Annotated in this window: 24 protein-coding genes; 13 read left to right on the forward strand and 11 right to left on the reverse strand. The window is 71.0% G+C overall.

The features are described 5' to 3' along the window. Positions 1-19: 19 nt before the first annotated feature. Positions 20-2,524: an AAA family ATPase gene (locus ACFE7W_RS10965; protein ID WP_375424796.1), complete on the reverse strand. Its 2,505-nt coding sequence runs from the start codon at positions 2,522-2,524 to the stop codon at positions 20-22. Positions 2,525-2,726: 202 nt separating this feature from the next. Here ACFE7W_RS10965 and ACFE7W_RS10970 point away from each other — a divergent pair, with 202 nt between their 5' ends. After that, positions 2,727-2,861, forward strand: coding sequence for a hypothetical protein (locus tag ACFE7W_RS10970; protein ID WP_375424797.1), 135 nt, complete (start codon positions 2,727-2,729; stop codon positions 2,859-2,861). A 252-nt stretch (positions 2,862-3,113) separates the two neighbouring features. Here the strand turns inward: ACFE7W_RS10970 and ACFE7W_RS10975 are convergent, their stop codons facing one another. Next, positions 3,114-4,106 (reverse strand): aldo/keto reductase, encoded by a 993-nt coding sequence (locus ACFE7W_RS10975; protein WP_375424798.1) that lies wholly within the window; start codon positions 4,104-4,106, stop codon positions 3,114-3,116. Between the two features lie 176 nt (positions 4,107-4,282). Here ACFE7W_RS10975 and ACFE7W_RS10980 point away from each other — a divergent pair, with 176 nt between their 5' ends. Then, positions 4,283-5,197, forward strand: a complete 915-nt coding sequence (locus ACFE7W_RS10980) for an AraC family transcriptional regulator N-terminal domain-containing protein (protein WP_375424799.1) — start codon at positions 4,283-4,285, stop codon at positions 5,195-5,197. A 62-nt stretch (positions 5,198-5,259) separates the two neighbouring features. Here the strand turns inward: ACFE7W_RS10980 and ACFE7W_RS10985 are convergent, their stop codons facing one another. Continuing rightward, complete coding sequence (locus ACFE7W_RS10985; protein ID WP_375424800.1) at positions 5,260-5,703, reverse strand: DUF6069 family protein; 444 nt, start codon at positions 5,701-5,703, stop codon at positions 5,260-5,262. A gap of 33 nt (positions 5,704-5,736) precedes the next feature. Further along, positions 5,737-6,357: an NAD(P)-dependent oxidoreductase gene (locus ACFE7W_RS10990; protein ID WP_375424801.1), complete on the reverse strand. Its 621-nt coding sequence runs from the start codon at positions 6,355-6,357 to the stop codon at positions 5,737-5,739. A 147-nt stretch (positions 6,358-6,504) separates the two neighbouring features. Between ACFE7W_RS10990 and ACFE7W_RS10995 the strand changes: the two genes are divergently transcribed. Continuing rightward, complete coding sequence (locus tag ACFE7W_RS10995; protein ID WP_375424802.1) at positions 6,505-6,981, forward strand: MarR family winged helix-turn-helix transcriptional regulator; 477 nt, start codon at positions 6,505-6,507, stop codon at positions 6,979-6,981. A gap of 94 nt (positions 6,982-7,075) precedes the next feature. Here ACFE7W_RS10995 and ACFE7W_RS11000 read toward each other — a convergent pair whose 3' ends face one another. After that, entirely contained in the window at positions 7,076-8,083 is a 1,008-nt protein-coding gene (locus tag ACFE7W_RS11000; RefSeq protein WP_375424875.1) for a LacI family DNA-binding transcriptional regulator, read from the reverse strand. 134 nt (positions 8,084-8,217) lie between these two features. Here ACFE7W_RS11000 and ACFE7W_RS11005 point away from each other — a divergent pair, with 134 nt between their 5' ends. Next, the gene (locus ACFE7W_RS11005) at positions 8,218-8,922 is read left to right on the forward strand and encodes a nucleoside/nucleotide kinase family protein (RefSeq protein ID WP_375424803.1); all 705 of its coding nucleotides are present in this window, start codon (positions 8,218-8,220) and stop codon (positions 8,920-8,922) included. Next, positions 8,919-9,287, forward strand: coding sequence for a hypothetical protein (locus ACFE7W_RS11010; RefSeq protein WP_375424804.1), 369 nt, complete (start codon positions 8,919-8,921; stop codon positions 9,285-9,287). The genes ACFE7W_RS11005 and ACFE7W_RS11010 overlap by 4 nt, the downstream gene beginning before the upstream one ends. A 54-nt stretch (positions 9,288-9,341) precedes the next feature. On the opposite strand, the gene ACFE7W_RS11015 is transcribed toward ACFE7W_RS11010, so the two are convergent. The 3 genes from ACFE7W_RS11015 to ACFE7W_RS11025 form a co-directional block, all read right to left on the reverse strand. Then, on the reverse strand, positions 9,342-9,710 hold the full coding sequence (locus tag ACFE7W_RS11015) for a DoxX family protein (protein WP_375424805.1): 369 nt from the start codon (positions 9,708-9,710) through the stop codon (positions 9,342-9,344). A 94-nt stretch (positions 9,711-9,804) separates the two neighbouring features. Further along, positions 9,805-11,292, reverse strand: coding sequence for an MFS transporter (locus ACFE7W_RS11020; RefSeq protein ID WP_375424806.1), 1,488 nt, complete (start codon positions 11,290-11,292; stop codon positions 9,805-9,807). A gap of 59 nt (positions 11,293-11,351) precedes the next feature. Continuing rightward, positions 11,352-12,470, reverse strand: a complete 1,119-nt coding sequence (locus ACFE7W_RS11025; protein ID WP_375424807.1) for an FAD-dependent monooxygenase — start codon at positions 12,468-12,470, stop codon at positions 11,352-11,354. 104 nt (positions 12,471-12,574) lie between these two features. Between ACFE7W_RS11025 and ACFE7W_RS11030 the strand changes: the two genes are divergently transcribed. The 8 genes from ACFE7W_RS11030 (at position 12,575) to ACFE7W_RS11065 (ending at position 18,839) form a co-directional block, all read left to right on the forward strand. Then, a complete protein-coding gene (locus ACFE7W_RS11030; RefSeq protein WP_375424808.1) occupies positions 12,575-13,183 on the forward strand; it encodes a TetR/AcrR family transcriptional regulator in 609 nt (202 codons plus the stop codon). A 291-nt stretch (positions 13,184-13,474) separates the two neighbouring features. Continuing rightward, positions 13,475-15,271: an FtsX-like permease family protein gene (locus tag ACFE7W_RS11035; RefSeq protein WP_375424809.1), complete on the forward strand. Its 1,797-nt coding sequence runs from the start codon at positions 13,475-13,477 to the stop codon at positions 15,269-15,271. Beyond that, positions 15,268-16,131 (forward strand): ABC transporter ATP-binding protein, encoded by an 864-nt coding sequence (locus tag ACFE7W_RS11040; RefSeq protein ID WP_375424810.1) that lies wholly within the window; start codon positions 15,268-15,270, stop codon positions 16,129-16,131. Before ACFE7W_RS11035 ends, ACFE7W_RS11040 begins: the two co-directional genes overlap by 4 nt. Beyond that, entirely contained in the window at positions 16,128-16,343 is a 216-nt protein-coding gene (locus ACFE7W_RS11045) for a hypothetical protein (protein ID WP_375424811.1), read from the forward strand. The genes ACFE7W_RS11040 and ACFE7W_RS11045 overlap by 4 nt, the downstream gene beginning before the upstream one ends. Before the next feature lie 5 nt (positions 16,344-16,348). Then, on the forward strand, positions 16,349-16,801 hold the full coding sequence (locus tag ACFE7W_RS11050; protein WP_375424876.1) for an ATP-binding cassette domain-containing protein: 453 nt from the start codon (positions 16,349-16,351) through the stop codon (positions 16,799-16,801). 238 nt (positions 16,802-17,039) lie between these two features. Beyond that, a complete protein-coding gene (locus tag ACFE7W_RS11055; protein WP_375424812.1) occupies positions 17,040-17,462 on the forward strand; it encodes a MarR family winged helix-turn-helix transcriptional regulator in 423 nt (140 codons plus the stop codon). Positions 17,463-17,523: 61 nt separating this feature from the next. After that, a complete protein-coding gene (locus ACFE7W_RS11060; RefSeq protein ID WP_375424813.1) occupies positions 17,524-17,961 on the forward strand; it encodes a DUF6069 family protein in 438 nt (145 codons plus the stop codon). Further along, entirely contained in the window at positions 17,958-18,839 is an 882-nt protein-coding gene (locus tag ACFE7W_RS11065; RefSeq protein WP_375424814.1) for an SDR family NAD(P)-dependent oxidoreductase, read from the forward strand. Before ACFE7W_RS11060 ends, ACFE7W_RS11065 begins: the two co-directional genes overlap by 4 nt. Positions 18,840-18,860: 21 nt before the next feature. Here ACFE7W_RS11065 and ACFE7W_RS11070 read toward each other — a convergent pair whose 3' ends face one another. The 3 genes from ACFE7W_RS11070 to ACFE7W_RS11080 form a co-directional block, all read right to left on the reverse strand. Then, complete coding sequence (locus ACFE7W_RS11070) at positions 18,861-20,465, reverse strand: integrin alpha (protein WP_375424815.1); 1,605 nt, start codon at positions 20,463-20,465, stop codon at positions 18,861-18,863. 313 nt (positions 20,466-20,778) lie between these two features. Beyond that, entirely contained in the window at positions 20,779-21,702 is a 924-nt protein-coding gene (locus ACFE7W_RS11075; RefSeq protein WP_375424816.1) for an NmrA family NAD(P)-binding protein, read from the reverse strand. A gap of 294 nt (positions 21,703-21,996) precedes the next feature. Continuing rightward, a complete protein-coding gene (locus ACFE7W_RS11080; protein ID WP_375424817.1) occupies positions 21,997-22,371 on the reverse strand; it encodes a hypothetical protein in 375 nt (124 codons plus the stop codon). Between the last annotated feature and the right edge of the window lie 3 nt (positions 22,372-22,374).

Raw genomic sequence — 22,374 nt, forward strand, 5'->3', positions numbered from 1 at the left:
ACCAGCAGGGCCCCGGACCTCAGCCGGACGCCGGGGTGAGTCGCCGGGCGAGGTGCACCCCGGTGGGGCCGAGGCCGCGGGTGAGCACGCCGGTGGGCGGGCCCGTGTCGACGATCCGACCGCCGGCGTCCCCGCCGCCGGGTCCGAGGTCGACCAGCCAGTCCGCGGCCAGGGCGACGGCCGCGTCGTGCTCGACGACGACCACGGTGCTGCCGGCGTTGACGAGATCCTGCAGCAGCCGGAGCAGCCGTTCGGTGTCCGCCGGGTGCAGGCCGATGGTCGGCTCGTCCAGCAGGTAGAGGGTGCCGGCGAGGCGGGATCGCTGCAGCTCGGTGGCCAGCTTAATCCGCTGCGCCTCCCCGCCCGACAGCTCGGTGGCCGGCTGGCCCAGCCGCAGGTAGCCGAGGCCGACGTCGCGCAGGGCGGTCAGCCCGCGGACGGCCGCTGGGATGTCCTCCAGCGCCGTCACCGCCTCGTCGACGTCGAGATCGAGCACGTCGGCGATCGTCCGTCCCCGGTGGGTGACCTCGAGCGTCTCCGCCGCGTAGCGCGAGCCGTGACAGGTGGGGCAGGGGGCGTAGGAGTCGGGCAGGAAGAGCATCCGGACGGCCAGAAAACCCTCGCCGCGGCAGGTCGGACACCGTCCGGCGGCGACGTTGAACGAGAACCGGCTGGCGGTCCAGTGCCGGCGGCGAGCCTCCGGCGTCCGGGCGAACGCGCTCCGCACGGCGTCGAACAGCCCGGTGTAGGTCGCCAGGTTCGATCGGGGGGTGCGCCCGATCGGCCGCTGGTCCACCAGCACGAGCCGGCGGACGGCGTCGAGCCCGTCGGTTCGTCCGACGCGGGTGGGCGCTTCGTCCGGCTCGGTGTCCGCCGCCCCCTCGTCGGGGGTGGGGTCGTCCGAGGTCTCCGGCTCGTCGGGCTCCTCCTCGGGCTCGTCCGGCAGGCCCAGGTGGTGGCGGACCACGTCCGCCAGCACCCCGGTGACCAGGGTCGACTTGCCCGCCCCCGAGACGCCGGTGACCACGGTGAAGGTCCCCAGCGGCAGCGCGACGTCGAGGCCGCGCAGGTTGTGCGCCCACACGTCGTGCAGCGCCAACCAGCCGGTGGGGGTCCGAGGGGACGCGCGGACGGCCGGGCGGTGGTCCGGGTCGAGGTAGGCCCGGGTGACCGAGCCGGCCACCTCCTGCAGGCCGGCCACGGGACCGCTGTGCAGCACCTGGCCGCCGTTGGTTCCCGCGCCCGGTCCGACGTCGACCAGCCAGTCCGCCGTACCGCGGACCAGCTCGAGGTCGTGCTCGACCAGCAGCACGGTGTTGCCGGCATCGCGCAGGCCGAGCAGCACCGCCTGCAGGGCCTCGGTGTCGACCGGGTGCAGGCCGGCCGACGGCTCGTCCAGCACGTAGACGACGCCGAAGAGCCCCGAGCGCAGCTGGGTGGCCAGCCGCAGCCGCTGCAGCTCGCCGGCCGAGAGCGTGGGGACGGCCCGGTCCAGGGCGAGGTAGCCGAGCCCGAGGTCGAGGACCAGCTCGCTGCGGCCCAGCAGGTCACCGAGCAGGATGCCGGCCGCGCTCTCCGGCTCGTGGGCGGCGTCGGCCCGGCGCAGCACGGCGACCAGCTGCTCCAGAGGCATGGCCGCCAGCTGGGCGATGTCGTGGCCGGCGAAGGTCACGGTCAGGGCCTCCGGCCGCAGCCGCCGGCCGCCGCAGACCGGGCAAGGAGAGGTGTCCAGGTAGCCGCGCAGCCGGCGCCGGATCGGGACCGACTTGGTGGAGGCGAAGGTGTGGAGCACGTAGTTGCGGACGCTGGTCCACCTGCCCTGGTAGGGCCGCTGGATCCGTCCCGCCTCGCGCTCGGAGTGCACGGTGACCACGGGTTGCTCGTCGGTGAACAGGATCCACTCCCGGCTGGCCGGGTCGAGCTCGCGCCAGGGCCGGTCGATGTCGTGACCGAGGGTGGCCAGGATGTCGCGGAAGTTCTTGCCCAGCCACGCACCCGGCCAGGCGGCGACGGCACCCTCGCGGATGCTGCGTGACGGGTCAGGAACGACCGAGGACTCGCTCACCGCGAACGTCACCCCGACGCCGTGGCAGTGCGGGCACGCCCCGACGGCGGTGTTGACCGAGAAGGAGTCCGAGTCCATCCGCTCGGCCCCAGCCGGGTAGTCCCCGACGCGGGAGAACAGCATCCGCAGCGAGTTCGAGAGCGTGGTGACGGTCCCCACCGACGAGCGCGACGACCCCGCCGCCCGCTGCTGCTGCAGGGCCACGGCCGGGGGCAGCCCGGTCACGGCGGTGACGTGCGGTGCCGCCGCCCGGTTGATCAGCCGTCGGGCGTACGGCGCGACCGACTCCAGGTAGCGCCGCTGCGACTCGGCGAACAACGTGCCGAAGGCGAGCGAGGACTTGCCGGAGCCCGAGATGCCGGTGAACGCCACCACCGCGTCGCGGGGCAGGTCGACGTCGACGTCGCGCAGGTTGTGCTCGCGGGCCCCGCGGACCGAGATGTTGGCGTGGTCGGGCATCAGGTCAGTATCGGGCCTGCCCCCGGCGTCCTGCCGCGCGTGTCTGCGCCCCGCGGTCTGAGGGGCAGCCGTTGACGGTCTCGGCTCCGCAGCTGGTGTTCCACGTCCGTCCTTCCGGCACCCGCACCGACAACGACGGCTGGAGAGGGCACAAAGCCCGGCCGGCGGGAGGTTTGTCGTCTGAGCGGTTTCCCTCGACGAGATGCGCGACGACATCATGGTCTACTGGCTGCCCAACGCCTCCGCCTCCTCCGCCCGCATCTACTGCGAGATGAACCAGGTCCACTGGGACCAGGCCGGCACCCTCGACGCTCCCTCACCGTCCCGACCGGTCTGAGCATCATGCCGGGCGAGTACGTCCGACGGTCGCGTCGGTGGGCTGAGCGCCGCTACTCGAACCTGGTGTTGTTCAGCGAGGTCGCTCGCGGCGGGCGTTTTGCACTCCTCGAACAACCCGAGCTCCTGGTCGCCGACATCCGTCGTACCTTCGGCTCCCTTCGGTAGCCCAGTCCGTGGCCCGTCCAGGATGGCTGCTCCGCGGTAGGAGATGGTGCACCCACCGGGTCGAGCGGGACCGTGGGCGCCGACCTCACTGGCCCGTGAGATCGAGCATGCTCTCGGGCAGGCGGTCGCCGACCAGTGGGAGCTTCGAAGCGGCGGTCGTCAGGTCGTGGAGCTCAGCGACCGAGAACTCAACCTCGGCACCGCCGAGGTTCTCCTCGAGGCGGTGAAGCTTCGTCGTTCCCGGGATCGGCACGATCCACGGCTTCTGGGCCAACAACCAGCCCAGCGCGACCTGAGCCGGCGTCGCGGACTTGCGCGCGGCGACCGCGCGGATCAGGTCAACCAGGGCGAGGTTCGCCGCACGTGCGTCGGCGGCGAAGCGCGGCACCGCGGTGCGGAAGTCCGACGGATCCAGCTCGGTGGTCAGATCGATCTTGCCGGTCAGGAACCCGGCCCCCAGGGGCGAGAACGGCACGAAGCCGATCTCCAGCTCCTCCAGCGCCGGAAGCAGGTCGGCCTCCGGTCCGCGGTACCAGAGCGAGTACTCGCTCTGCACCGCGGTCACCGGCTGCACGGCGTGGGCTCGGCGGATCGTCGACACCCCGGCCTCGGACAGGCCGAAGTGTCGGACCTTGCCCTCGGCGATCAGCTCCTTGACCGCTCCCGCGACGTCCTCGATCGGCACTTCCGGATCGACCCGGTGCTGGTACAACAGATCGATGTGATCGGTCCGGAGCCGGCCGAGCATGCCGTCGACCACTGTTTTGATGTGCTCGGGTCGACTGTTGAGAGATCCGAGTCGATCCGAGCCCGGGTCGAGATCGAACCCGAACTTGGTGGCGATCACCACGTCTTCGCGGATGCCCTCGAAGGCCTCGCCCAGCAGCTTCTCGTTCTCGAATGGCCCGTAGGCTTCGGCGGTGTCGAAAAGGGTCACCCCCCGATCGACCGCGGCGCGCAGCAGCGTGATCATCTCCGTGGGGTCCTGCGGTGGGCCGTAGGGTCCGGTCATGTTCATCGTTCCGAGCCCCAGGGCCGATACCTCGAGGCCTCGCCCACCGAGAATTCGCTTGTTCATGGTGCTCTCTCCTTCTGTTGGATCCAGAAACGGGTCGTGATCATGGCCAAACCGAGCCCGGCCATGAATTCCAGCCAACCACCGGTCGGTTCGGACCGGTAGCACGATGCTGCTGGTCCCTTGCCTGATCCTGCCAACCTTGCACTGATCGCACTCTCACCTGCTTGACTTCCGCCATGGACGCCCTGCTCGAGATCGGACGCGCGGTCAGTCGGCACGCGGGAGACGGCCTCACCCCCACATCACTTCCGGGACTCTCGGTGATGCGTGCCACCCGGCCGAGCCAGCCGGTCGGTGACGTCCTCGAACCGACCTTCGCCCTGGTCGTGGGGGGGATCAAGCACACAGCACTGAACGGGGAGGTCTATCGCTACGGGGCCGGGGAGTACCTGGTCGTTTCGGTCGACCTCCCCGTCATGGGCAGCATCGTCGCCGCGGACGACGATGACCCCTTCCTGGCCGTCGCCCTTCGACTGACTCCCGAACTGATCGCGAAGCTGTTGCTCGACACCAACGTCCCGGGCCCCGCGCAGCCGCGGCAATCGCCGTCGGCCTTCGGCGTCGGTGTGGCGTCGCCGTCGCTGGTGGATGCGGTCGCGCGGCTGCTCGGGCTGCTCGATCGGCCTGCCGATGTCCCCGCGCTCGCCGCGGGCATCGAGCGCGAGATTCTCTGGCGCCTGCTCACCGGACCGCAGGGGTCAACCATCCGGCAGATCGGCATCGCCGACAGCCGACTCGCCCACATCACCCGGGCCATCCACTGGATCCGCGACCACTACAACCAGTCGCTGCGGGTGTCCGAGATCGCCGAGATCGCTGCGATGAGCTCGTCGTCCTTCCACCGGCACTTCCTTGCCCTGACCTCGATGAGACCGTTGGAGTACCAGAAGCAGCTACGACTCAACGAAGCCCGGATGCGGCTGCTCAGCGGCGACCGCGAGGTCGGCGCCGTCGGTTTCTCCGTCGGCTACTCCAGCCCGTCGCAGTTCAGCCGTGAGTACCGCCGGATGTTCGGCACGGCACCCAGCGCTGCCGTCGGCAGCGAGATCGTCGGCAGCAACACGGTCGGCGCCGTGCCGTCACCCGGCTGACCGCGGCTTCGGTTCGGACTGCCCTGGTCGGACGGTGCCCATGGCCCCGCGGCGTACCAGGGTCAGCGGTCGCTCAGGGGAAGTGCTCGTACCAGGGCGGACACCGTCACGGCGGCGACAGCGACGTGCATGAGGACCAGCGCTCCAACGGCCAGGCCACTGGTGCCGGGCCAGGTTCGGAGGACGAGCAGACCTCCGTCGGGGACGAAGGAGACCGCGAGCACGACGGGAACCACCCACCGCAGGACCCGGGCTGGGTGCCGCGTCCTGGCTCGGATCACCGCCCAGCCTGCGGTGCCGGCGATGACGCCGACGACGGTCAGGAAGATGTAGGCAGCCGGCTGGAGCGGGGTGAAGTCGGCCGAGGCGCCCAAGGCGTGGGCCGCGGTGCTGATGAGGGTGTTGAGCACGACGGCGGCGGCGACGGCCGCCACGAGGACGAGGACGCGTGTCCGGCCGCCGAGGCTGGCGGCGCGGTGTCGGCCCGTGCTTGCGGTACTGGTCATGGCTGGTCCTCCTGAGATCGGTGGTGCGGTCGGCTACGTCGTGGTAATGGTGAGGCGCTGCCGGACGTGGGCCGTACTGGTCGCTTCCGCCACCAGAAAGGCGGCCACGTCCTCGCGGGCGATGGCGTTCGTCGTGGAGACGACCTCACCGGCTCCGACGACGCGGACGGGAAGGCCGGCTCGCGCCTTGTCGAGCGTGGTCGGGTACACCACGGTCCAGTCGAGACCGGAGGCGACCAGGACGGCCTCTCCGTCCGCCTTGTCGGCGAGGACCGACTTCATCATCGAACCGAGCACCTTGCTCATCGGTCCCGGCTTGAGGTTCGGGCTGGCCACGAAGGTCGACATGACGACGACCCGGCGGACCCCGGCCGCGGGTGCGACGGCGACGAGCCCCCTGAGGGCTCGGGCGAGCAGCTGGTCCTTGCCTTTCGTGCTGCCCAGAGCGCTGATCACGGCGCCGGACCCGTGGAGCGCCTTCGCGAGGTCATCGCTCTGCCGGGCGTCGCCGACGACGACGTTCAGGCCGGGGTCTGTCCGCGGGAGCCGGGCGCGGTCTCGGACGAGGGCGAGGACCTGGTGGCCGTCGGCGAGCGCGCGGTCGAGAACCGCAGTGCCGGTCCTGCCGGCGGCGCCGAGAACGGTGATCTGCATCAGAACTCCAATCGTATGAACATTCATGTAAACTGTAGAACGAGATGCATGAACTTTCAAGTTCTTCTCTTGAGCGACATGAGAGATGCTGTGGTCGGCAGGCAGCGTGCGGTCCTCAGCTGCACCGGACGGGACGGGAGGACGGACGTGGCCCGCTGGTTGGACGAGGACGAGGCACGGCTGTGGGTGAACCTGATGGTGGTCATCGAGCTGTTGCCGTCGGCGATCGACGCGCAGCTGAAGCGGGACTTCGGCCTGACGCGCTTCGAGTACAACGTGTTGTCGATGCTGAGCGAGGCACCAGGCGACGAGGCACCGATGAACAGCCTCGCGTTCTTGACCAGCGGGTCGCAGTCGCGCCTCTCGCACGCCGTGTCGAAGCTGGAGGCCCGCGGCTGGCTGCGGCGCGTGCAGTCCGACGTCGACAAGCGGTCCTCGCTGGTCTCGCTGACCCCGGGGGGCCGGGCCCTGGTCGAGGCGGCTGCGCCGCACCACGTCGACGAGGCGCGGCGGGCGTTCTTCGACGCGGTGCCTCCGGACAAGGTCGAGGAGCTCGGTGCCTTGCTCGGCGTGGTTGCGACCAACCTGACGGGACGTCCGAGCCCTCCTCGAACGCCTCGCTGACCAGGCCACCGCTCCTCCACCGAGGAGTAGCCGGCCGCGACGGCCTCGGCGACGCACCGCCCTGCGGCGCGAGGCGGGCCTCGTTGTCGTCGGCTCAGCGGTCCAGGATGGCCGCCGTAGGGACGCAGCCGCATGACTCCCGGTGCTCGATGGAGGAGGGGAAGCGGACGGTACGCACGGCGCCCCCCGGGTCCATCAGCCGCTGCAGGCTGAGCTGGACGGCCATGCTGCCGATGGCGTGGAACGGCTGCGCCACGGAGGTGATGGTCGGCGTGACGACATCGCTCCACTCGAGGTCGTCGAAGGTGACGAACGCCAGGTCCTCGGGTGCGCGGAGCTGGCTCTTGCGCAGTGCCTCGAGCAGCCCGATGGTCATGTTGTTGTTGGCACAGAACACCGCGCTGGGTCGTTCTCGACTTCCGAGAAGGTCGACAGCCGCGGAGAACCCGCCGCGCACCGTCGACAGACCCTCGCGCACGAGGCGTTCGTCGACCTCGAGACCCTCCCGCTCGTGGGCGAGACGGTAGCCGGCTTCGCGTTCGTGGGTGGTGGTGATGCCTGCCAAGCCGCCGATCAGGCCGATGCGGCGGTGGCCGAGCGCGATGAGGTGCCCGACGACGGTCTCGCTGGCGACGGCGTTCTCCGAGCCGACCTGGTCGAACGTCCGGTCGTCCAGCCGGTCCACGAGGATCACGGTCGCCGAGCTGTCCTTCAGCAGCGGGCGCGTCCGCCGTCGCCACCCGGCCGAGGGGACGAGGATGATGGCGTCGACCTCGCGGTGCAGCAGGGTCCGAACCGCCGCGTACTCACGATCGGGGTCCTCGTCCGACAGGCCCAGCAGCAGGGTGATGTCGGCGCGGGTCGCCTCGGTGTCGATGCCTTCGAGCATCTCGCCGAAGTAGGGGCTTGCCGCCGACGGCACGATCACCCCGATGACGGCCTCGCTCCTGGGCTGCCGGGGGCCGCGCAGGTGGGCGTAGCCGAGCGACTCCGCCGCTTCTCGGACCTTCCGTCTCGTGCCTTCGTCCACCCGACGGGTGCCGTTCATGACGTGGGAGACCGTGGTCAGGGACACTCCGGCCGCAGCGGCGACCGCTGTCATCGTCACCACGGCGACTGTCTAGTGGCCCCGAGGGCTTTGCGCAAGGGTCTTGCGCAAGATCTGGTGGGACGGACGCGCTCTCCTACGATCGATGCGAACCCAACCCGACCCGGAGGGCGAGGATGACCACCAGGATGCGCCCGTCGCTTGGCTCCGGCGGCGATGTCGTGCGCCACGTCCACGACCTCGCCCGCGACGGGCATCGGGTGCTGCTCGGCATCACCGGCGCGCCCGGCGCGGGCAAGACGACGTTCGCCGATCGGCTGGCCGCCCTCCTCCGCGCCAGCGCCCCGGGGGGTCTTCATGACGACTGGGTCGTCCGCCTTCCGATGGACGGCTTCCACCTGGCCGACTGCCAGCTGGCGCGCCTGGACCGGTTGGCGCGCAAGGGCGCGCCCGACACCTTCGACACCGCCGGCTACGTGGCCCTGCTCGAGCGGTTGGTCCTCGATCGCGACGAGACCATCTACGCGCCGGCGTTCGAACGTGACCTCGAGCAGCCGGTCGCCGGCAGCATCTGCGTGAGCCCGTCCACGCGGGTGCTGATCACCGAGGGCAACTACCTGCTGCTGGCCGACGGCGGGTGGGAACGGGTTCGCGAGGTGCTGGACGAGGTGTGGTACCTGGAGCTTGACGACGCCGAGCGGCGACGTCGGCTGGTCGCCCGGCACGAGCGGTTCGGGAAGTCGAAGGCCGAGGCGCGAGACTGGGTGAACGGCACGGACGAGCGCAACGCCGAGATGGTCGCGCACACCTCGGCTCGCGCTGACCTGCACGTCGTGAGCACCGTTCTCGATGCCTCCGGAGTCGTTCAGCCCGCGACCCCGCGCCTCTCTTGAGGCCGGACACGCGGTCGGCAGCCGCCGAGTGGACCGAGGACGACCCGCCCTTCGGCAGTTTCACCCTGGAGATCGGGCTCGAGGACTTCGGTGGTGGGCAGGAGGACGTGCGCGCCGGGATCGACGACCTGCTCGACGGCTTCGGGGCCAGCTCACGCCAGGACCCTGGTGGGCCGGTGATCCTGACGCTCACGGTCCCGGCCGCCGACCTCTGGCTCTCCCTGCTGCTGGCCATGGCCGCTGTCACCCGGATCGGCTACTCACCGCGGTCCGTGCAGGCCATGCCGACCGGGGACTTCGAGCATCATCGCAGCCGGCCGGCCGGCCGTCGTCCAGCCTGGTCCCAGGGTGCTGAGGTCTCGTGATCGGAGGTCGGCTCGGGAACGACCCGGAGGTGCGGGCGAGCCACGGGATCGTCCCTAGACGACCACTCTGGCGAGCAGGGCAGCGGTGACGGCCAGGACCAGGAGGACGACGTTGACGGGAAGGTTGCGGAACTCGCCCCTGCGGACGTGCACGACGGTCGCGCCGACCTGAACCAGGACCAGCCCGACGGCAGCAGCGATGGCGAGCGGCGGGAGGACGTGGACGAGCGGCGGGAGGATGAGCCCGACGGCTCCGAGCACCTCGAGCACGCCGATCGCCTTCACCCCGGTGCCGGACATCCCCTCCGCCCACCCCATCCCCGAGGTGACGAGCTGCTCGTGGGATCGGGCGATCTTCATCAGCCCGACCCCCAGGTAGAGCAGCGCGAGCAGCCCGGCGACGATCCAGTAAGCGACGGTCATGGGAAAGTCCTTTCGTGAAACGGGTCCTGCGGGGATGGGTGGTCAGGGCCGGGCTGCGTGGTGACGCGGGAGCGTCGGTGATCGGAGACCGCCCTCACCGCAGGACGACAGGCGTCTCGACCTCGGCCGGCGCCACCGGATCTGGCACCTTCCTCGTCGATCGTCCGCGCAGCAGCGTGGCGCCGATCAGGGCGATGAGGACGAACACGCCGGTCGACACCCAGAACGCCAGGTGGTATCCGGCGAGGACGGCGTTCGCCTGAGCGGCCGGCTCGGTGCCGTGGTCGATGAGGTACGCGGTCACCGCGTGCGCGCTGAGAGTGCTCAGGAGCGCGGTGCCGATCGACCCGCCGATCTGCTGCATCGTGTTGGTGGCCGCCGAGGCGACGCCGGCGTCCTGCGGCTCGACGCCCGCCGTGGCCGTGTTCATCGCGGAGGAGAAGATCAGCCCGAGGCCCAACCCGAGCACGACGATGCCCGGAAGCACGACGCCGGCGTAGCCGGAGCCGAGGTCGATCCTGGTGAGCAGGGCCATGCCGACGGCGCCGAGAACTCCACCGATCGAGACCAGGATGCGCGGTCCGATCCTGGGCAGCAGCTGGCTGCCGATCACGGTCGAGGTCAGCATGATCGCCACCGTCATCGGCAGGAACGCCAGGCCCGTCGTGAGCGCTGAGTAGCCGAGGGTCAGCTGCAGGTAGTAGGTGAGGAAGAGGAAGACCCCGAACATGCCGATGGAGGTGAGCGCCAGCACGAGGTAGGACCCGCCACGATCGCGTTCGAGGATGACCCTGAGCGGGAGCAACGGATGCGGCGAGTGTCGTTGGATGGCCACGAAGATCACGAGCAGCACGACGCCGCCGACCAAGGTGATGATCGTCCAGAGATCACCCCACCCGTGCGAGGCGGCGTTGGAGAAGCCGTAGACGATCGCGACGAGGCCAGCGGTGACGCTGATGACGCCAGGGACGTCGATCGCGGGTCTGACCCCGACGGGCCCGGGCTTGGCGAGGAAGAGTGCCGCACCCACCACCGCGGCGGCGGCGAAGACCACGTTCACGAACAGGCACCAGCGCCACGAGGCGTACTCGGTGAGGAACCCGCCGAGGAGGAGTCCGACGGCCGACCCCGATCCGGCCACGGCACCGTAGATGCCGAAGGCCTTGCCCCGTTCCTTGGGGTCGGTGAAGGTCGTGGTCAGGATGCCCAGGGCTGCGGGGGCGAGCAGAGCGCCGAACATCCCCTGCAGGGCACGCGCGGTGACGAGGAAGCCGAACGACCCCGACAAGCCACCGAGGACGGACGCGGCGGCGAAGCCGCACAGTCCGATGATGAACGACACCTTGCGCCCCCAGATGTCGGACAGCCGTCCGCCGAGCAGGAGCAGGCTGCCGAACGCGAGGGCGTAAGCCGTGACGATCCACTGGCGGCTGTCGTTGCTGAAGCCGAGGTCGCGCTGAGCCGACGGCAGGGCGATGTTCACGATGGTGCCGTCGAGAACCACCATCAGCTGGGCGATGGCGACGACGGTGAGGGCGAGCCAGCGGCGTTCGTGGCTGGCGGTGGGATTCGAGGTGGGCATGACGTCCTGAGGATCTGTGGGGGCCGGGGAGGTTGCGGACAGTTCGGTCGACGAGCGGGTTAGCGGGCTGGTGAGAAGGAGGGGGCCTGCCGCGACCCCAGCTGCATCGCCGTGGCCGTGGGGATTCGTTCCTGCTCGTAGGCCGCGAGGGCGGATGCGAGATCGTCCAGCCCGTGCTCGGTGAGGGCCGCGGCCAGGGCTCCGGCGTCCTGGATGGCCGAGTTGGCGCCCTGCCCCATCCGAGGAGCCATCGGGTGTGCCGCGTCGCCGAGCAGGGTGACCGCTCCCGTGCTCCACGTCGTCAAGGGCTCCCGGTCGAAGACAGGGTTGGCCTTGACCATCTCCGAGCTTCCGGCGATCAGCCTGGGGACCACGGGATCGAAGTCGGCGAACCGCTCGGCGAGCTCGGCGAGCGGGACCTCGCTGGTCCAGAGGTGCTCGGGGGGCACGTCGGCGTGCACGATCGTGTCGATGGCCACCGTCCGCCCACCGCGCAGGGGAAGCGTCACCAGGGCGAGAGGCTGATTGCCCCACATCCGGACGGTGTCGTTGCTCAGCTCCGCGGGCAGCGACTCCGCCGAGACCATGCTGCGGATCACCACGAGGTGCGCGAAGACCGTCTCGTCGTCGCTGATCAGCTTGCGCGTGACCGACCGGATGCCGTCGGCGCCGACGATGAGGCGGGCGCGGACGCTCTGGCCGTCCGCGAACGCCGCCACGGCGCCGTCGTCGTCGGTCCGCACCGCCTCGGTCGTCACGCCGAGATGGATGGTCTCGGGCGGTAGGGCAGCGAGCAGGGCGGAGTGCACGTCCGCCCGGTGGGCCGACCACGCCGCCCCGGTGCCGTCGACGTCGAGTCGGTGCTGACCCAGCACGGCGCCGGACGTCGCATCCCGGACCTCGACGCCGGGGATCTCGACCGCGTCCTGACGGAACGCCTCGCCGACCCCCCAGCGATCGAACAGGTCGATGCTCGGCTGCCGGATCACCACGGCACCGCCGATCTCCCGGAGAACGCCGGCGCGCTCGAAGACGTGCACGTCGAACCCGGCTCCCCGGAGGGCGACCGCGGCAGCGGCACCGCCGATGCCGCCGCCGATGACGGCGATCTCGACCGCCTCGGGACGGGGCTCGGACCCATTCTCGCGGGCGGTGGGCTGCGCTGGTAGTTCGGTCACGGTAGGGGCTCCATCTCGTTCGAGGATCAGAAGCGGAAGACTTTTTCCGCTTGCCTCGACCGTACTACAAACGGAGGATTCTTTCCACTTGATAGGCTGACGGGATGGCGAACCCATCCGAAGTCACAGCGTCGAAGGCCCCGCGCCGGTTGCGCAGCGACGCCGCGCGCAACCACCAGGCCGTCCTCGCGGCGGCGCGCGCGCTCTACGCCGAGAGCGGGCTCGGGGTGGGTTTCGAGGAGATCGCCCGTGAGGCGGGAGTGGGGGTCGGCACGGTCTATCGCCGCTTCCCGGATCGAGAGTCGCTGTTGGACGCGTTGTTCGCCGACCGGTTGGCCTCGGTGACCGCCCTTGCCGAGCAGGCGTTGGAGGCAGCCGACGCCTGGCTGGGGCTCGAGCACTTCATCGTCGATTCGGTGCGGATGTTCACCGAGGATCGCGGGCTGCGGGAGATCGCGTTCGATCCGACGGAGCCGTATCCCGGTGTCATCGGACAGCGCAGGCGGTTGGCCGAGCTGCTGGGCCAGGTGACCGATCGGGCGCACCGGGCGGGCGTCCTGCGGACCGACTGCCGCGCGCAGGACGTCGCCACCATCATCGCGATGCTGGCACATGCGGCCGCGCTCGCCACGTCCGGCGCCGCCTGGGCGAGTGAGGCGAGTGCGGCGCGCTGCACCGACTTCGTCGTCGCCGGGCTGCGACCGTCCCCGTAGACCGACGTGGGCCGCCGAACCGGCCGGCTACCTGCGGCGGTCGGTGATACTGGCCGGGTGACGACGAGGTGGTCGCAGACGTGAGGATCCCGCTGTGGGTGCGCGCCGTGAGCAGCCGGCCGGCCAGTTTTCTGCTGCTCTTCGCCCTGACGACCTCGGCTGTGGCGACGGCTGCGCTCGGACCGCTGATGGTGCGATCGATGCAGCAGTCGACCATCGCCGACGCGGTGGCCGACGCCGGGTCGCGGCTCACCACCGTGGCTGTCTCGACCAGGCTCGATCGAGGCGAAGGTGTCCTGCACCGAGCTCGGCCTGCTCGCTCCGGCTCTGCTGACTCTCGCCGTTGCCGTGGTCTGCGTGCGGGTGGTCGTGCTGGTCGTCCGGCTCCTCGGCCCTCGTCCGCCGCGGAGCCGTACGGCCCTGGTCGTCGGCCGGCAGGTTGCGCGTGACCCCTCCACGCTCAACCCCGCGATCGTCCTTGCCGCCGGCCTGGCGCTCGCGGTGTTCGCCGGTCAGGTGCAGGCGCTGGCCCTGCGCAACGCCGACCTTCGCGCCCGAGCGGTCGCGGGCGCAGACACGGTCCTGCACGTCAGGGTGGCGCCCGGGGTCGACCTGATCGACGCCGTCGACGCCGCAGATCCCACCGGCCGCCACGCCATGGCCGTGCAGGAGAAGGCGGCGAGCTACGACTCCGGCACGTCGAGGATCGTCGCGGTCGACGCTCCCCGCTTTCGCGCGGTGACCTCCTGGTCCCCGGACTGGGCTGACGTCACGGAGGTCGCGTCGGCGCTGAGGCCGGGTCTGAGCGCACCGGTTGTCCTGCACGGCGACAGCATCACGGTCGCCTTCCACGATCTCCGGGTGTCGGAGTCCCCGGACGCGGCGGCGTTGCCAGGGGCCGGGACGTCGTCCGTTCCGCCTCCGCCGGACCTGGCCGTGGTCGTGGAGTCACCGCTGGGCGCGTGGGAGACCGAGATCCTGGGACCGATGACCCTGGGCGACGGAAAGGTCTCCGGGCCGTTGGACGACCACGAGAAGCCGCACCAACCACCCCCGTGCCGGAAGGGCTGCCGACTGGTCGCGTTGCTGCTCACCTCCGGGACGGACGCCGTCACCGCCGTCTCCTTCACCGTCACGGGCGTCTCCACCGACCGGGACGCGGCTTCGACCTCGACCCGCTGGCTCACCGCACCGGGGTGGCATGAGCGCACGGGCGACCGTGACGAGGCACCCGACCCGGACAGCGTGGCCACGGCGCTGCCGTCGGACGACGGCTTGGCGGTGTCCGCCCCGTTCGTCACGTCAGGCAGCCAGACCTTCCTGGTCCCCGGTGACACGAGCGATGTGCTGCCGGCCGTCTTCGCCCCGACCACCACGACGCAACCGCTACCGGGACGAGACGGGGTGGTGGCCGGAACCGGCCTGGACGGGCAGTCCCAGCAGTTGGAGTCGGCCGGACGCGCCGCGACGCTCCCTCGGGCTCTCGGCGACGGGGTGCTGGTCGATCTGCGGAACGCCGCCGGACGGACCGAGCCGCGGACCAGCGAAGCGACGTCCGACGTGTGGCTCGCCGAGGACCGTCCGCCCGACCTCGAGCAGAAGCTCGTCGCTGCTGGTCTCACGGTGACGTCGCGGGACACCCTGACCGAGACCCGCGAGAGGCAGCGCAACCAGCCGGCCTACCGAGGAGCGGTCGTCGCCCTGACCGTCGCCGCGGCCGCGCTGCTGCTCGGCCTGTTGACCCTGCTCACCGCCCGGTTGACCGAGGCGTCGCCACGGCGGGCGATCTGGCGATCCCTCCGCGAAGCCGGCTTCCGCCGGTCCGCCCTGTGGCGTCTCGCGTTCGTCGAGACGGCTCTACCCGCCGTGCTGGGCACCGTTGTCGGCGCCGTGAGTGGCGTGCTCACCGCGCAGCTCGCCGCCCCTCGGCTGCCGCTGGTGGACACGTCGGCCGCGGGACCGCCGCTGGACCTTCGACTGGCCTGGCCACCCCTGGTCCTGCTCACAGCGCTCACCCTGGTGCTGGTGCTCGTCGTGGCTGGGATCGTCGCCGCGTCGGAGTCCCGTCCGGTCAGGGGACGGGGATGAGACCCCGCCCGGCTCCCGCGATCGAAGGGGCGACCGTCCGCTGCGCCGGAGTGGTGCACGTCTACGAGGTCGCCGGAACCGACATCGCGGCGCTACGGGGGGTCGACCTCAGCGTCGATCCTGGCGAGCGGGTCGCGCTGCTCGGTCCTTCGGGCTCAGGCAAGTCGACACTGCTGAGCATCATCGCGGGCCTGCGTCGACCCTCAGCCGGCTTCGTGGTGCTCGACGGCGCCGACATCTCGCGCTGCAGCGAAGCCCAGGTGCACGACTACCGCGGGCGCGCCGTCGGGTTGATCCTGCAGAGCGCCGCCGACAACCTGCTGCCCTACGCCAACCCGGCGGAGAACGTGCGCTACGCCCTCGCCGGGCTGCGGGGCACCTCGCAAGCATCGAGTCCAGGGGCGACGGTGCTCGACCTGGTCGGCCTGCGGAGCGAGCGGCGCCCGGTCGCCCAGCTCGACCGGGCCGCCCAGCAGGCGGTGGCGCTGGCGGTGGCCGTAGCGCGCCGGCCCCGGATGCTGCTGGCCGACGAGCCGACGAGCCAGCTGGACGGCGCCGCCCGCGACCAGCTGCTCGACGTCCTCGTCGAGATCGCCGAGGCCGCGGGAACGACCGTCATCGTGGTCACACACGATGAGCACGTCGCGTCACGGATGCAGCGGATGGTGCGGATGCGGGAGGGCCGCGTGGGCTCGGAGGGCCGTCGCAAGCGGCAGCTGACGATCATCGGGGTCGACGGCTCGCTGCTGCTGCCCGAGGATCTGATGGCCGCCTGGCCGGCGGGCTCGGCCGTCGAGGTGGTCCCCACCCCAGCCGGCACGCTCGAGATTCGACATCCCACCTCGGGAGACGCGAGGTGAGCGCCGGGTCACCGAGGGGTTTCCACGTCCACGGGGCGGTCGTCGAGGTGAACGGCCGCGAGGTGGTGCGCGGGCTGGACCTCCACCTCACCCCCGGCGACGTCGTCGCGATGGCCGCACCGTCGAGCATCGACACGTCGTCGGTCCTGGCTGCGCTGGCGGGTCAGCGCCCGCTCGCGGGCGGCACCCGCACGCTGGACGGAGGACCCTGAGGGGCATCTCGCCGGCCGCACGCGTCGGCTACGTCAGCGCCGGCCACCCGCTGCTACCCACGTTGACCGCTGCCGAGAACCTCGTGCTGCTGCTCGTCGGTGAGCATGCCTCGCGCCAGAACGCGGCACGTAGGGCGGAGCGCCAGCTCGAAGCAGTCGGCTTGCCGGCGGCCAGCTGGCACAACCTGGTCGAGCAGCTGTCGGGAGGCCAGCAGCAGCGTGTGGCCCTGGCCCGCGCTCTGGTCAGCCTGCCTGCACTGCTGGTGCTCGACGACCCGACCAGTGAGCTGGACCCGGCATCTGCGCAGACCGTGGTGGAGGTGCTGGCCGCTGCTGCGGCCCGGGGAGCCTGCTGCCTGGTCAGCAGCGACGACCCGGTGCTGCTGGACGCCTGCGACACCCAGATCTCGCTGAGGACATCCGCTGCGCCCCACCGGCCCAGACGAGCTCGGGCCTGAGGGTTCCCCGTTCGAGACGATGCCCTCGGCTCAGACCTGCGGCCATCAAGGCCCAGCCGTCGGGCAGCAGGGCCGGTTGTCGGAGGTGCTGGTGACGCCCACCATCTGCCCGCGCTCACACGGACGAAGGCTGCGCGAGGCGTCGGCAACCGCCCGGACCTGTCGGATCTGGTCGACGGGCACCAGGGACAGCCGAGACGTCCTTGACACCAAACTGTTCAGGGCTAAACATAGGGGGATGACGCACGGGCGGGAGCAGCAGTCCTCGAGGCTGTTCGGGCAGCTCGTCCGCGTGGTGCACGGGATCTCCCAGCAGGGCGCCCGTGAGTTGCGGGGCCACGGCTTCACTCCGGCGCAGTACCAGGTGCTGGTCCACCTCGGTCGTAGCCCGGGGTGCAGCCAGCGACAGCTGAGCGAGAGGCTCGGCGTCACGAAGGGCAACGTCTCGATGCTGGTCACCCGGCTCGAGGACCTGGGGTTGGTCTCGCGGACGCCGGATGGTGCCGCCTACACCGTGGACCTCACTGACGACGGCCGCGCCCGTCTCGCGGAGCTGCAGCCGCTGCAGGCGCGTTTCCTCGCTGACTGCTTCACGCCCCTGAGCGACGACGACCTTGCCCACCTGTCCGCGCTCATCGCGGCCCTCGACCCCTCGTCCTGAGCCGGAGGGGCGCATGCTGGGTGCCACCTTGTTGTTCAGGGCTGAACTACTAGGAGAACAGATGACCAACAGCTCGATCGCCGGTCCGACCGGCCCCACCAGCACGACCACCGTCGCACGGCGTGCCGCCGCTCTTGCGGTCCTGGCTTCCCTCGTCCTCGCCACCGCGACCTACGCCGTGACCCGACTGACGGGCGCTGACTTCGTCGTGAGCCCGCCCGGCCGGCCGGCCGGGCCCGTCGCCCCGATCTCGGTGCTGGCCGCGGCCCTGGTCGGGAGCCTCCTCGCGGTGGCCGGGTCAGCACTGGCCCGCCGCACCCGCCGACCCCGGATCATGTTCACCGTGCTCGCGGTCGCGGCTCTGGCCGTGTCCTTCGCCTCGCCCCTGCTGGCCGCCGAGACGACGACGATCGCGCTGTGGCTCTGCGGGATGCATCTGGCGGTCGCTGTGGGCGCCGTCCCGGTGCTGGTCCGGTCGCTCCCTGCAGGTGCACGGTGACCGTGCCCGAGGCATCAGGTGCGGGACGGCTCACCGGACGTGTCGCTGTCGTCACGGGGGGCACGAACGGGATCGGCGTCGCCACCGCCCGCGCGCTGCGCTTCGAGGGCGCCGACGTGCTGGTCCTCGGTCGGTCGGCCGACAAGGTCGAGCGGCTGCTCGCCGAGGAGCGCGACCGGACGGGTCCCGGCCGCCTGCAGGCCCTGGCAGCGGACTTCTCCCAGATGGCCGAGGTGGTCGCCGCCGTCGGCTGGATCGCTGCGCGGGTCGACCGGGTGGACCTGCTCCTGCACAGCGTCGGAGTCCTCCTGACCAGACCGGAGTACACGGCCGAGGGGCTCGAGCGTGACTTCGCCGTCAGCTATCTGTCCCGGTTCCTGTTCCTCGAGGAGGCTGGCCGGCGGGGCCTGTTGCACCCCGGCACGCGAATGGTGAACGTCGCCGCCTCAGCGCCGCGGGTGCCGCGGATCGCCCGGGTCGAGTTCGGCTCGCTGGCTGAGGTCGAGGCCCGGATCGGCCTGCGTGCGCATGGTCAGGCGCAGCTGGCTGCCGACCTTCTCACCGCCGCTGCGCCGGAGCGGTACGGGATCACCGCCGTCGGCTACGGGCCGGGCGCCGTCGACACCGGCATCCGCCGGGAGGTCCCGGCGTGGGCTCGCGCGGTCCTCCGGCCCTTGTACGCCAAGACCACCCGACGCCCTGAGCAGGCGGCCGCGGACGTGGTCGCGGCGTTCCTCGACCCGGACCTGCCGACGGCGTCGGCGACGTTCCGCAACCGGCGTGGCGTGTTCGACGCCTCGGCCTACGTCACCGACCGACGACGTCAGCAGGAGCTGATCACCGTCAGCCGGGCGTTGATCGACCGAGCCCGCGGCTGACGGTGCGGGTCCGCCGTGCCGTCAGCCCCAGAATCCGCCTACGGCGCCGAAGTACTCGCCGGGCTTGGCTTGGCCTTGCACGCCGGGGGTGTCGGCGGTCAGGGTGCGTGCGGTACGCGGGTCGGGTCCGGACCGGCTGATCGGGACCTGGGTGACCGCTCCTGCGTCGCGGATCGCGCCCACGTCCTCACCGGGCGTCGAGATGATCAGGGTGGCCTGTGTCGGGCTCTGCACGAAGGCGGCGGTGATGGCTTGGCCGAACAGGTCGAGCCGCTCATCGGTGCCAGGTATTCCTGCGGTGGCCTGGGTGTAGCGGGTACCGCCGATCCCGTTCGTGGTCAGCCCTGCCCGGCCACCGAGCAGCACGGTGACCGACCCCCCGGGCAGCTCGGAGGCTCCGACCGCCAGATCGGCGGTGTCGTTGCGGTCGAGCGGGGCCATCGCCAGGGAGCTGCCGAACCTGTCGCCCGGCCGCGCGGTGCCTTGGACGCCTGGGCTGGCCTGGGTCCACCGTCGAGCTCCGGTGGCGGTGAGCCCGGTCGGGGAGCCGGGCACCAGGTAGACCGCGCCCGGTCCGTCGTCGTCGTCCTCGCTGGTGCAGCCAGAGGTCGGGTCGCCCACCGCGAGGTCGTCGCGACCGTCCCCGTGGACATCACCGCTGGCCAGCGCATAGCCGAACTCGCAAGGCTGGTCGCGGTCGCCCGGCAGTCCGGCCACACCGGGACGGAGCGGCGCGGGTCCGCGGAAACCGGATCCGGTCCGTTCCAGGATCTGGACCGCACCCTCGGACCCGCCGCCGCCCCCTGAACTGACCGCCAGCTCGGTCGTCCCGTTGCCGTCGAAGTCGCCGGTGGCGATCGCCCTGCCGAAGTTGCCGTACCTGGTGGCGGCCCCGGGCACGCCCGGGCTGGCCTGGCTGACCAGCACGGATCGCCCGAGGTCAAGCCCGGAGTGTCCGCCGTAGACCACGGCGAGCGCACCCGCATACGGCTTGCCAGCCACCCGCAGTCCCTCGACACCCGCAACGAGGTCGTCCGTGCCGTCGCCGTCGAGGTCACCGGCCGTCAGCGACTGCCCCAGGCCCTGGTTCGCGGCCGGCCCCGGCGAACCCGGCAGGTCGGCGAGCGAGAAGCCCTGGACGTCGGTGCTCCGAAGCCCGGTCGGGGATCCGAAGATGACGTCGACCCGACCGGAGCGGCGGTCCTCACCAGGAGAACCGACCACCAGGTCGGCGCAGCCGTCCCCGTTGAGATCGGCCAGGACGGTGGACGTGCCGAAGGCGTCACCGGGCTCAGCCGCACCCGGGACCCCGGAGGTGCCTTGGGTCAGGTACTGGTCGTTGCGAGCCGTTCCCGCTGCGTCCACCACCAAGCCTTTCCGTTGACCGTAGAACAGATGGACGGCGCCACGGAGCTGTGCGTTGCCCGGCTCGCCGACCGCCACCTCCGCGTAGGTGTCGCCGTTCACGTCGCCGGGCACACCCGAAGGACTCCGAGAAGGAGCCGTCAGCCCCTCACCCGTGGCCCGCACGGCGAAGCCGGGAAGGGGGCTCGTGACGGACGCGGCAGCCGAGACGTTCGTAGCCGCCAGACCGGCAGCGACCAGGACCCACATTCCTCGGCGCATCCCTGCTCCTCCACTCGAGGTGACCTCAGCGTCACCGGAGCTCATTGCTCCGTGTGCCAGCGATCTTTCCGCACCCCGCGACGAGGAGTCGACAAGCCTCCACCAGCTGTGGTGGGAATGAGACCTACCGCAGAGCACGAGCACGCCGTTCCCGCTGGCTGTGCGTGACAGTCCCGCCGACGTCGGTGGAGCGACTCGACAAGGAAGCGAGGCGGATCGCGACGACGATCGAGGTAGACGAGATGTTCCTTGTCTTGGGTCCTGGCGGCGGCACGTCGAGCGGCCGTGGGCCGTGGCGCGGCTGGCTCCGGGCTCAGTGTGAGGCGGCGGCACCCGGGAGGTGGCCGTTGCGGAACCGGTCGAGGACCGTGGTCCAGGTGAGGTTGGGGTAGCGGTTGTTGTCGAGGGGTTCGAGGCGGGCGTCGCCGGTATACATGTCGAGGGAGTACTGCATGCCCTGCCAGGCTGGGAACACGGGGTCGGGCCGGTCCCCGGCGAGGCGTTTGACGGCAGGGATCATGGCGCGCAGCAGGCCAGTGCTCCCGGCCCATTGCGCGCGGTAGCGGTGTCCGCTCGCCGTGGTCATGGCGTCGGCGAGCTCGCGGGCACTGACCGTGTCGCCAGCGACCCGCAGGATCCGCGGTGCGGTGTCGTCGAGGGCGGCTGCGGCGGTATAGGCGGCGGTGTTGTCGCGGGTGGTGAAGTCGAGCGGCTGGTCGGGCGAGCCCCAGTAGAGCACGCGGCGGATCGGAGGCTGGATGATCGGCATCTCGGCGCCGAGCATGTCCATGAAGGCGCCGTTGAGGATGGACGTGACTCGGATCGCGGCCCGGTCGGCGCGGCCGGCGAACTCGCGGCGGAGGTCGAAGTTGCGGTTGTGGCCCGGCTCGGTCTTGGTGTAGTCGGAGGAGTAGTCGGAAGAGATGAAGCGGGGGGCTCCGGCGCGGACCGCAGCGTCAAGCAGCACGCTCTGGGTGTCGAGGATGACCTCTCTGAGCCCGCTCAGCGCCGAGACGACGCAGCTGGCTCCGGTACTTACCGCAGTGAGGTCGTCGAGGTCGGACAGGTCGGCGGTGACGACGTCGGCGCCGAGCTGGCGCAGCCGACTCGTGGCTGCTGGTCGCGATCCGGTTCGGACCAGCGCCCGCACGGAGGCACCGCTGTTGATCAGGGCTTCGGCGATGCGGCCGCCGAGGTCGCCGGTTGCACCGGCGAGGAGCACGAAACGTTCAGTCATGGGAAGGGTCACTTTCGTTGTGGTCGGGTGCACGTCTCTGAAACTGGACTTGAGCGGCTGACCGCTCAAGAAGAACGGTGGTCATGGAGTTGGGGTTGGAGTTTGCGGCAAGCGGGCGGAGCCGCCCTCAACCACGTAACCCAGCTGCGGCCCGAATGCATCGGTATTGTCAACGTGTGGAGGCGCGTTGGGCTCGTCTTACGGTCTGCAGACGGCGTTGCTTGGAGCTGATCGTTCGAGGTTCTGGGGCCGAGGGGGGACGAACGAGTAGGCCCGAGGCGAGCGCCCCTGCGCCTAGACGATGGCCCCGACGAGGAACGCGTTGTGGTAGCCATGTAGGGCGGCGACCTCGACCAGGCCGCTGTGCTGCGCCAGGTAGCTGGCGGTGGTGATGGCGGCGACGGTGTAGTCGGCGATCCGGCCGCCGAGCAGGAGCAGCCCGCCGACGCCGAGGGTGTAGGCGGTGACCACCCAGGACCGGTCGGCGTCGGAGATGCCCAGGGCGCGTTGGGCTTGGGGCAGCGCGATGTTGACCACCGACGCGCTCAGCACCACCAGCAGCTGGCAGGCGGCGATCACCGCGAGAGCCCACCGCTTGTGCGCTGACATGGTGGTGCGGTCGGGCCCGCCGCCGCGGTCGTTGGTCGGCACAGCAGGCGTGGTTGTCATGTC

Origin of the sequence: uncultured Friedmanniella sp. (genome assembly GCF_964244285.1) — a bacterium.
GTDB lineage: Bacteria > Actinomycetota > Actinomycetes > Propionibacteriales > Propionibacteriaceae > Microlunatus.

Coding starts and splice junctions, on each gene's coding strand:
- ACFE7W_RS10980 (WP_375424799.1), top strand. CDS start 4,283: ATGGACGCCCTGCTCGAGATCGGACGCGCGGTCAGTCGGCACGCGGGA.
- ACFE7W_RS10970 (WP_375424797.1), top strand. CDS start 2,727: ATGCGCGACGACATCATGGTCTACTGGCTGCCCAACGCCTCCGCCTCC.
- ACFE7W_RS11070 (WP_375424815.1), bottom strand. CDS start 20,465: ATGCGCCGAGGAATGTGGGTCCTGGTCGCTGCCGGTCTGGCGGCTACG.
- ACFE7W_RS11005 (WP_375424803.1), top strand. CDS start 8,218: ATGCGCCCGTCGCTTGGCTCCGGCGGCGATGTCGTGCGCCACGTCCAC.
- ACFE7W_RS11080 (WP_375424817.1), bottom strand. CDS start 22,371: ATGACAACCACGCCTGCTGTGCCGACCAACGACCGCGGCGGCGGGCCC.
- ACFE7W_RS11020 (WP_375424806.1), bottom strand. CDS start 11,292: ATGCCCACCTCGAATCCCACCGCCAGCCACGAACGCCGCTGGCTCGCC.
- ACFE7W_RS11030 (WP_375424808.1), top strand. CDS start 12,575: ATGGCGAACCCATCCGAAGTCACAGCGTCGAAGGCCCCGCGCCGGTTG.
- ACFE7W_RS10990 (WP_375424801.1), bottom strand. CDS start 6,357: ATGCAGATCACCGTTCTCGGCGCCGCCGGCAGGACCGGCACTGCGGTT.
- ACFE7W_RS11055 (WP_375424812.1), top strand. CDS start 17,040: ATGACGCACGGGCGGGAGCAGCAGTCCTCGAGGCTGTTCGGGCAGCTC.
- ACFE7W_RS10975 (WP_375424798.1), bottom strand. CDS start 4,106: ATGAACAAGCGAATTCTCGGTGGGCGAGGCCTCGAGGTATCGGCCCTG.
- ACFE7W_RS10985 (WP_375424800.1), bottom strand. CDS start 5,703: ATGACCAGTACCGCAAGCACGGGCCGACACCGCGCCGCCAGCCTCGGC.
- ACFE7W_RS11040 (WP_375424810.1), top strand. CDS start 15,268: ATGAGACCCCGCCCGGCTCCCGCGATCGAAGGGGCGACCGTCCGCTGC.
- ACFE7W_RS11000 (WP_375424875.1), bottom strand. CDS start 8,083: ATGACAGCGGTCGCCGCTGCGGCCGGAGTGTCCCTGACCACGGTCTCC.
- ACFE7W_RS11075 (WP_375424816.1), bottom strand. CDS start 21,702: ATGACTGAACGTTTCGTGCTCCTCGCCGGTGCAACCGGCGACCTCGGC.
- ACFE7W_RS11015 (WP_375424805.1), bottom strand. CDS start 9,710: ATGACCGTCGCTTACTGGATCGTCGCCGGGCTGCTCGCGCTGCTCTAC.
- ACFE7W_RS10965 (WP_375424796.1), bottom strand. CDS start 2,524: ATGCCCGACCACGCCAACATCTCGGTCCGCGGGGCCCGCGAGCACAAC.
- ACFE7W_RS11060 (WP_375424813.1), top strand. CDS start 17,524: ATGACCAACAGCTCGATCGCCGGTCCGACCGGCCCCACCAGCACGACC.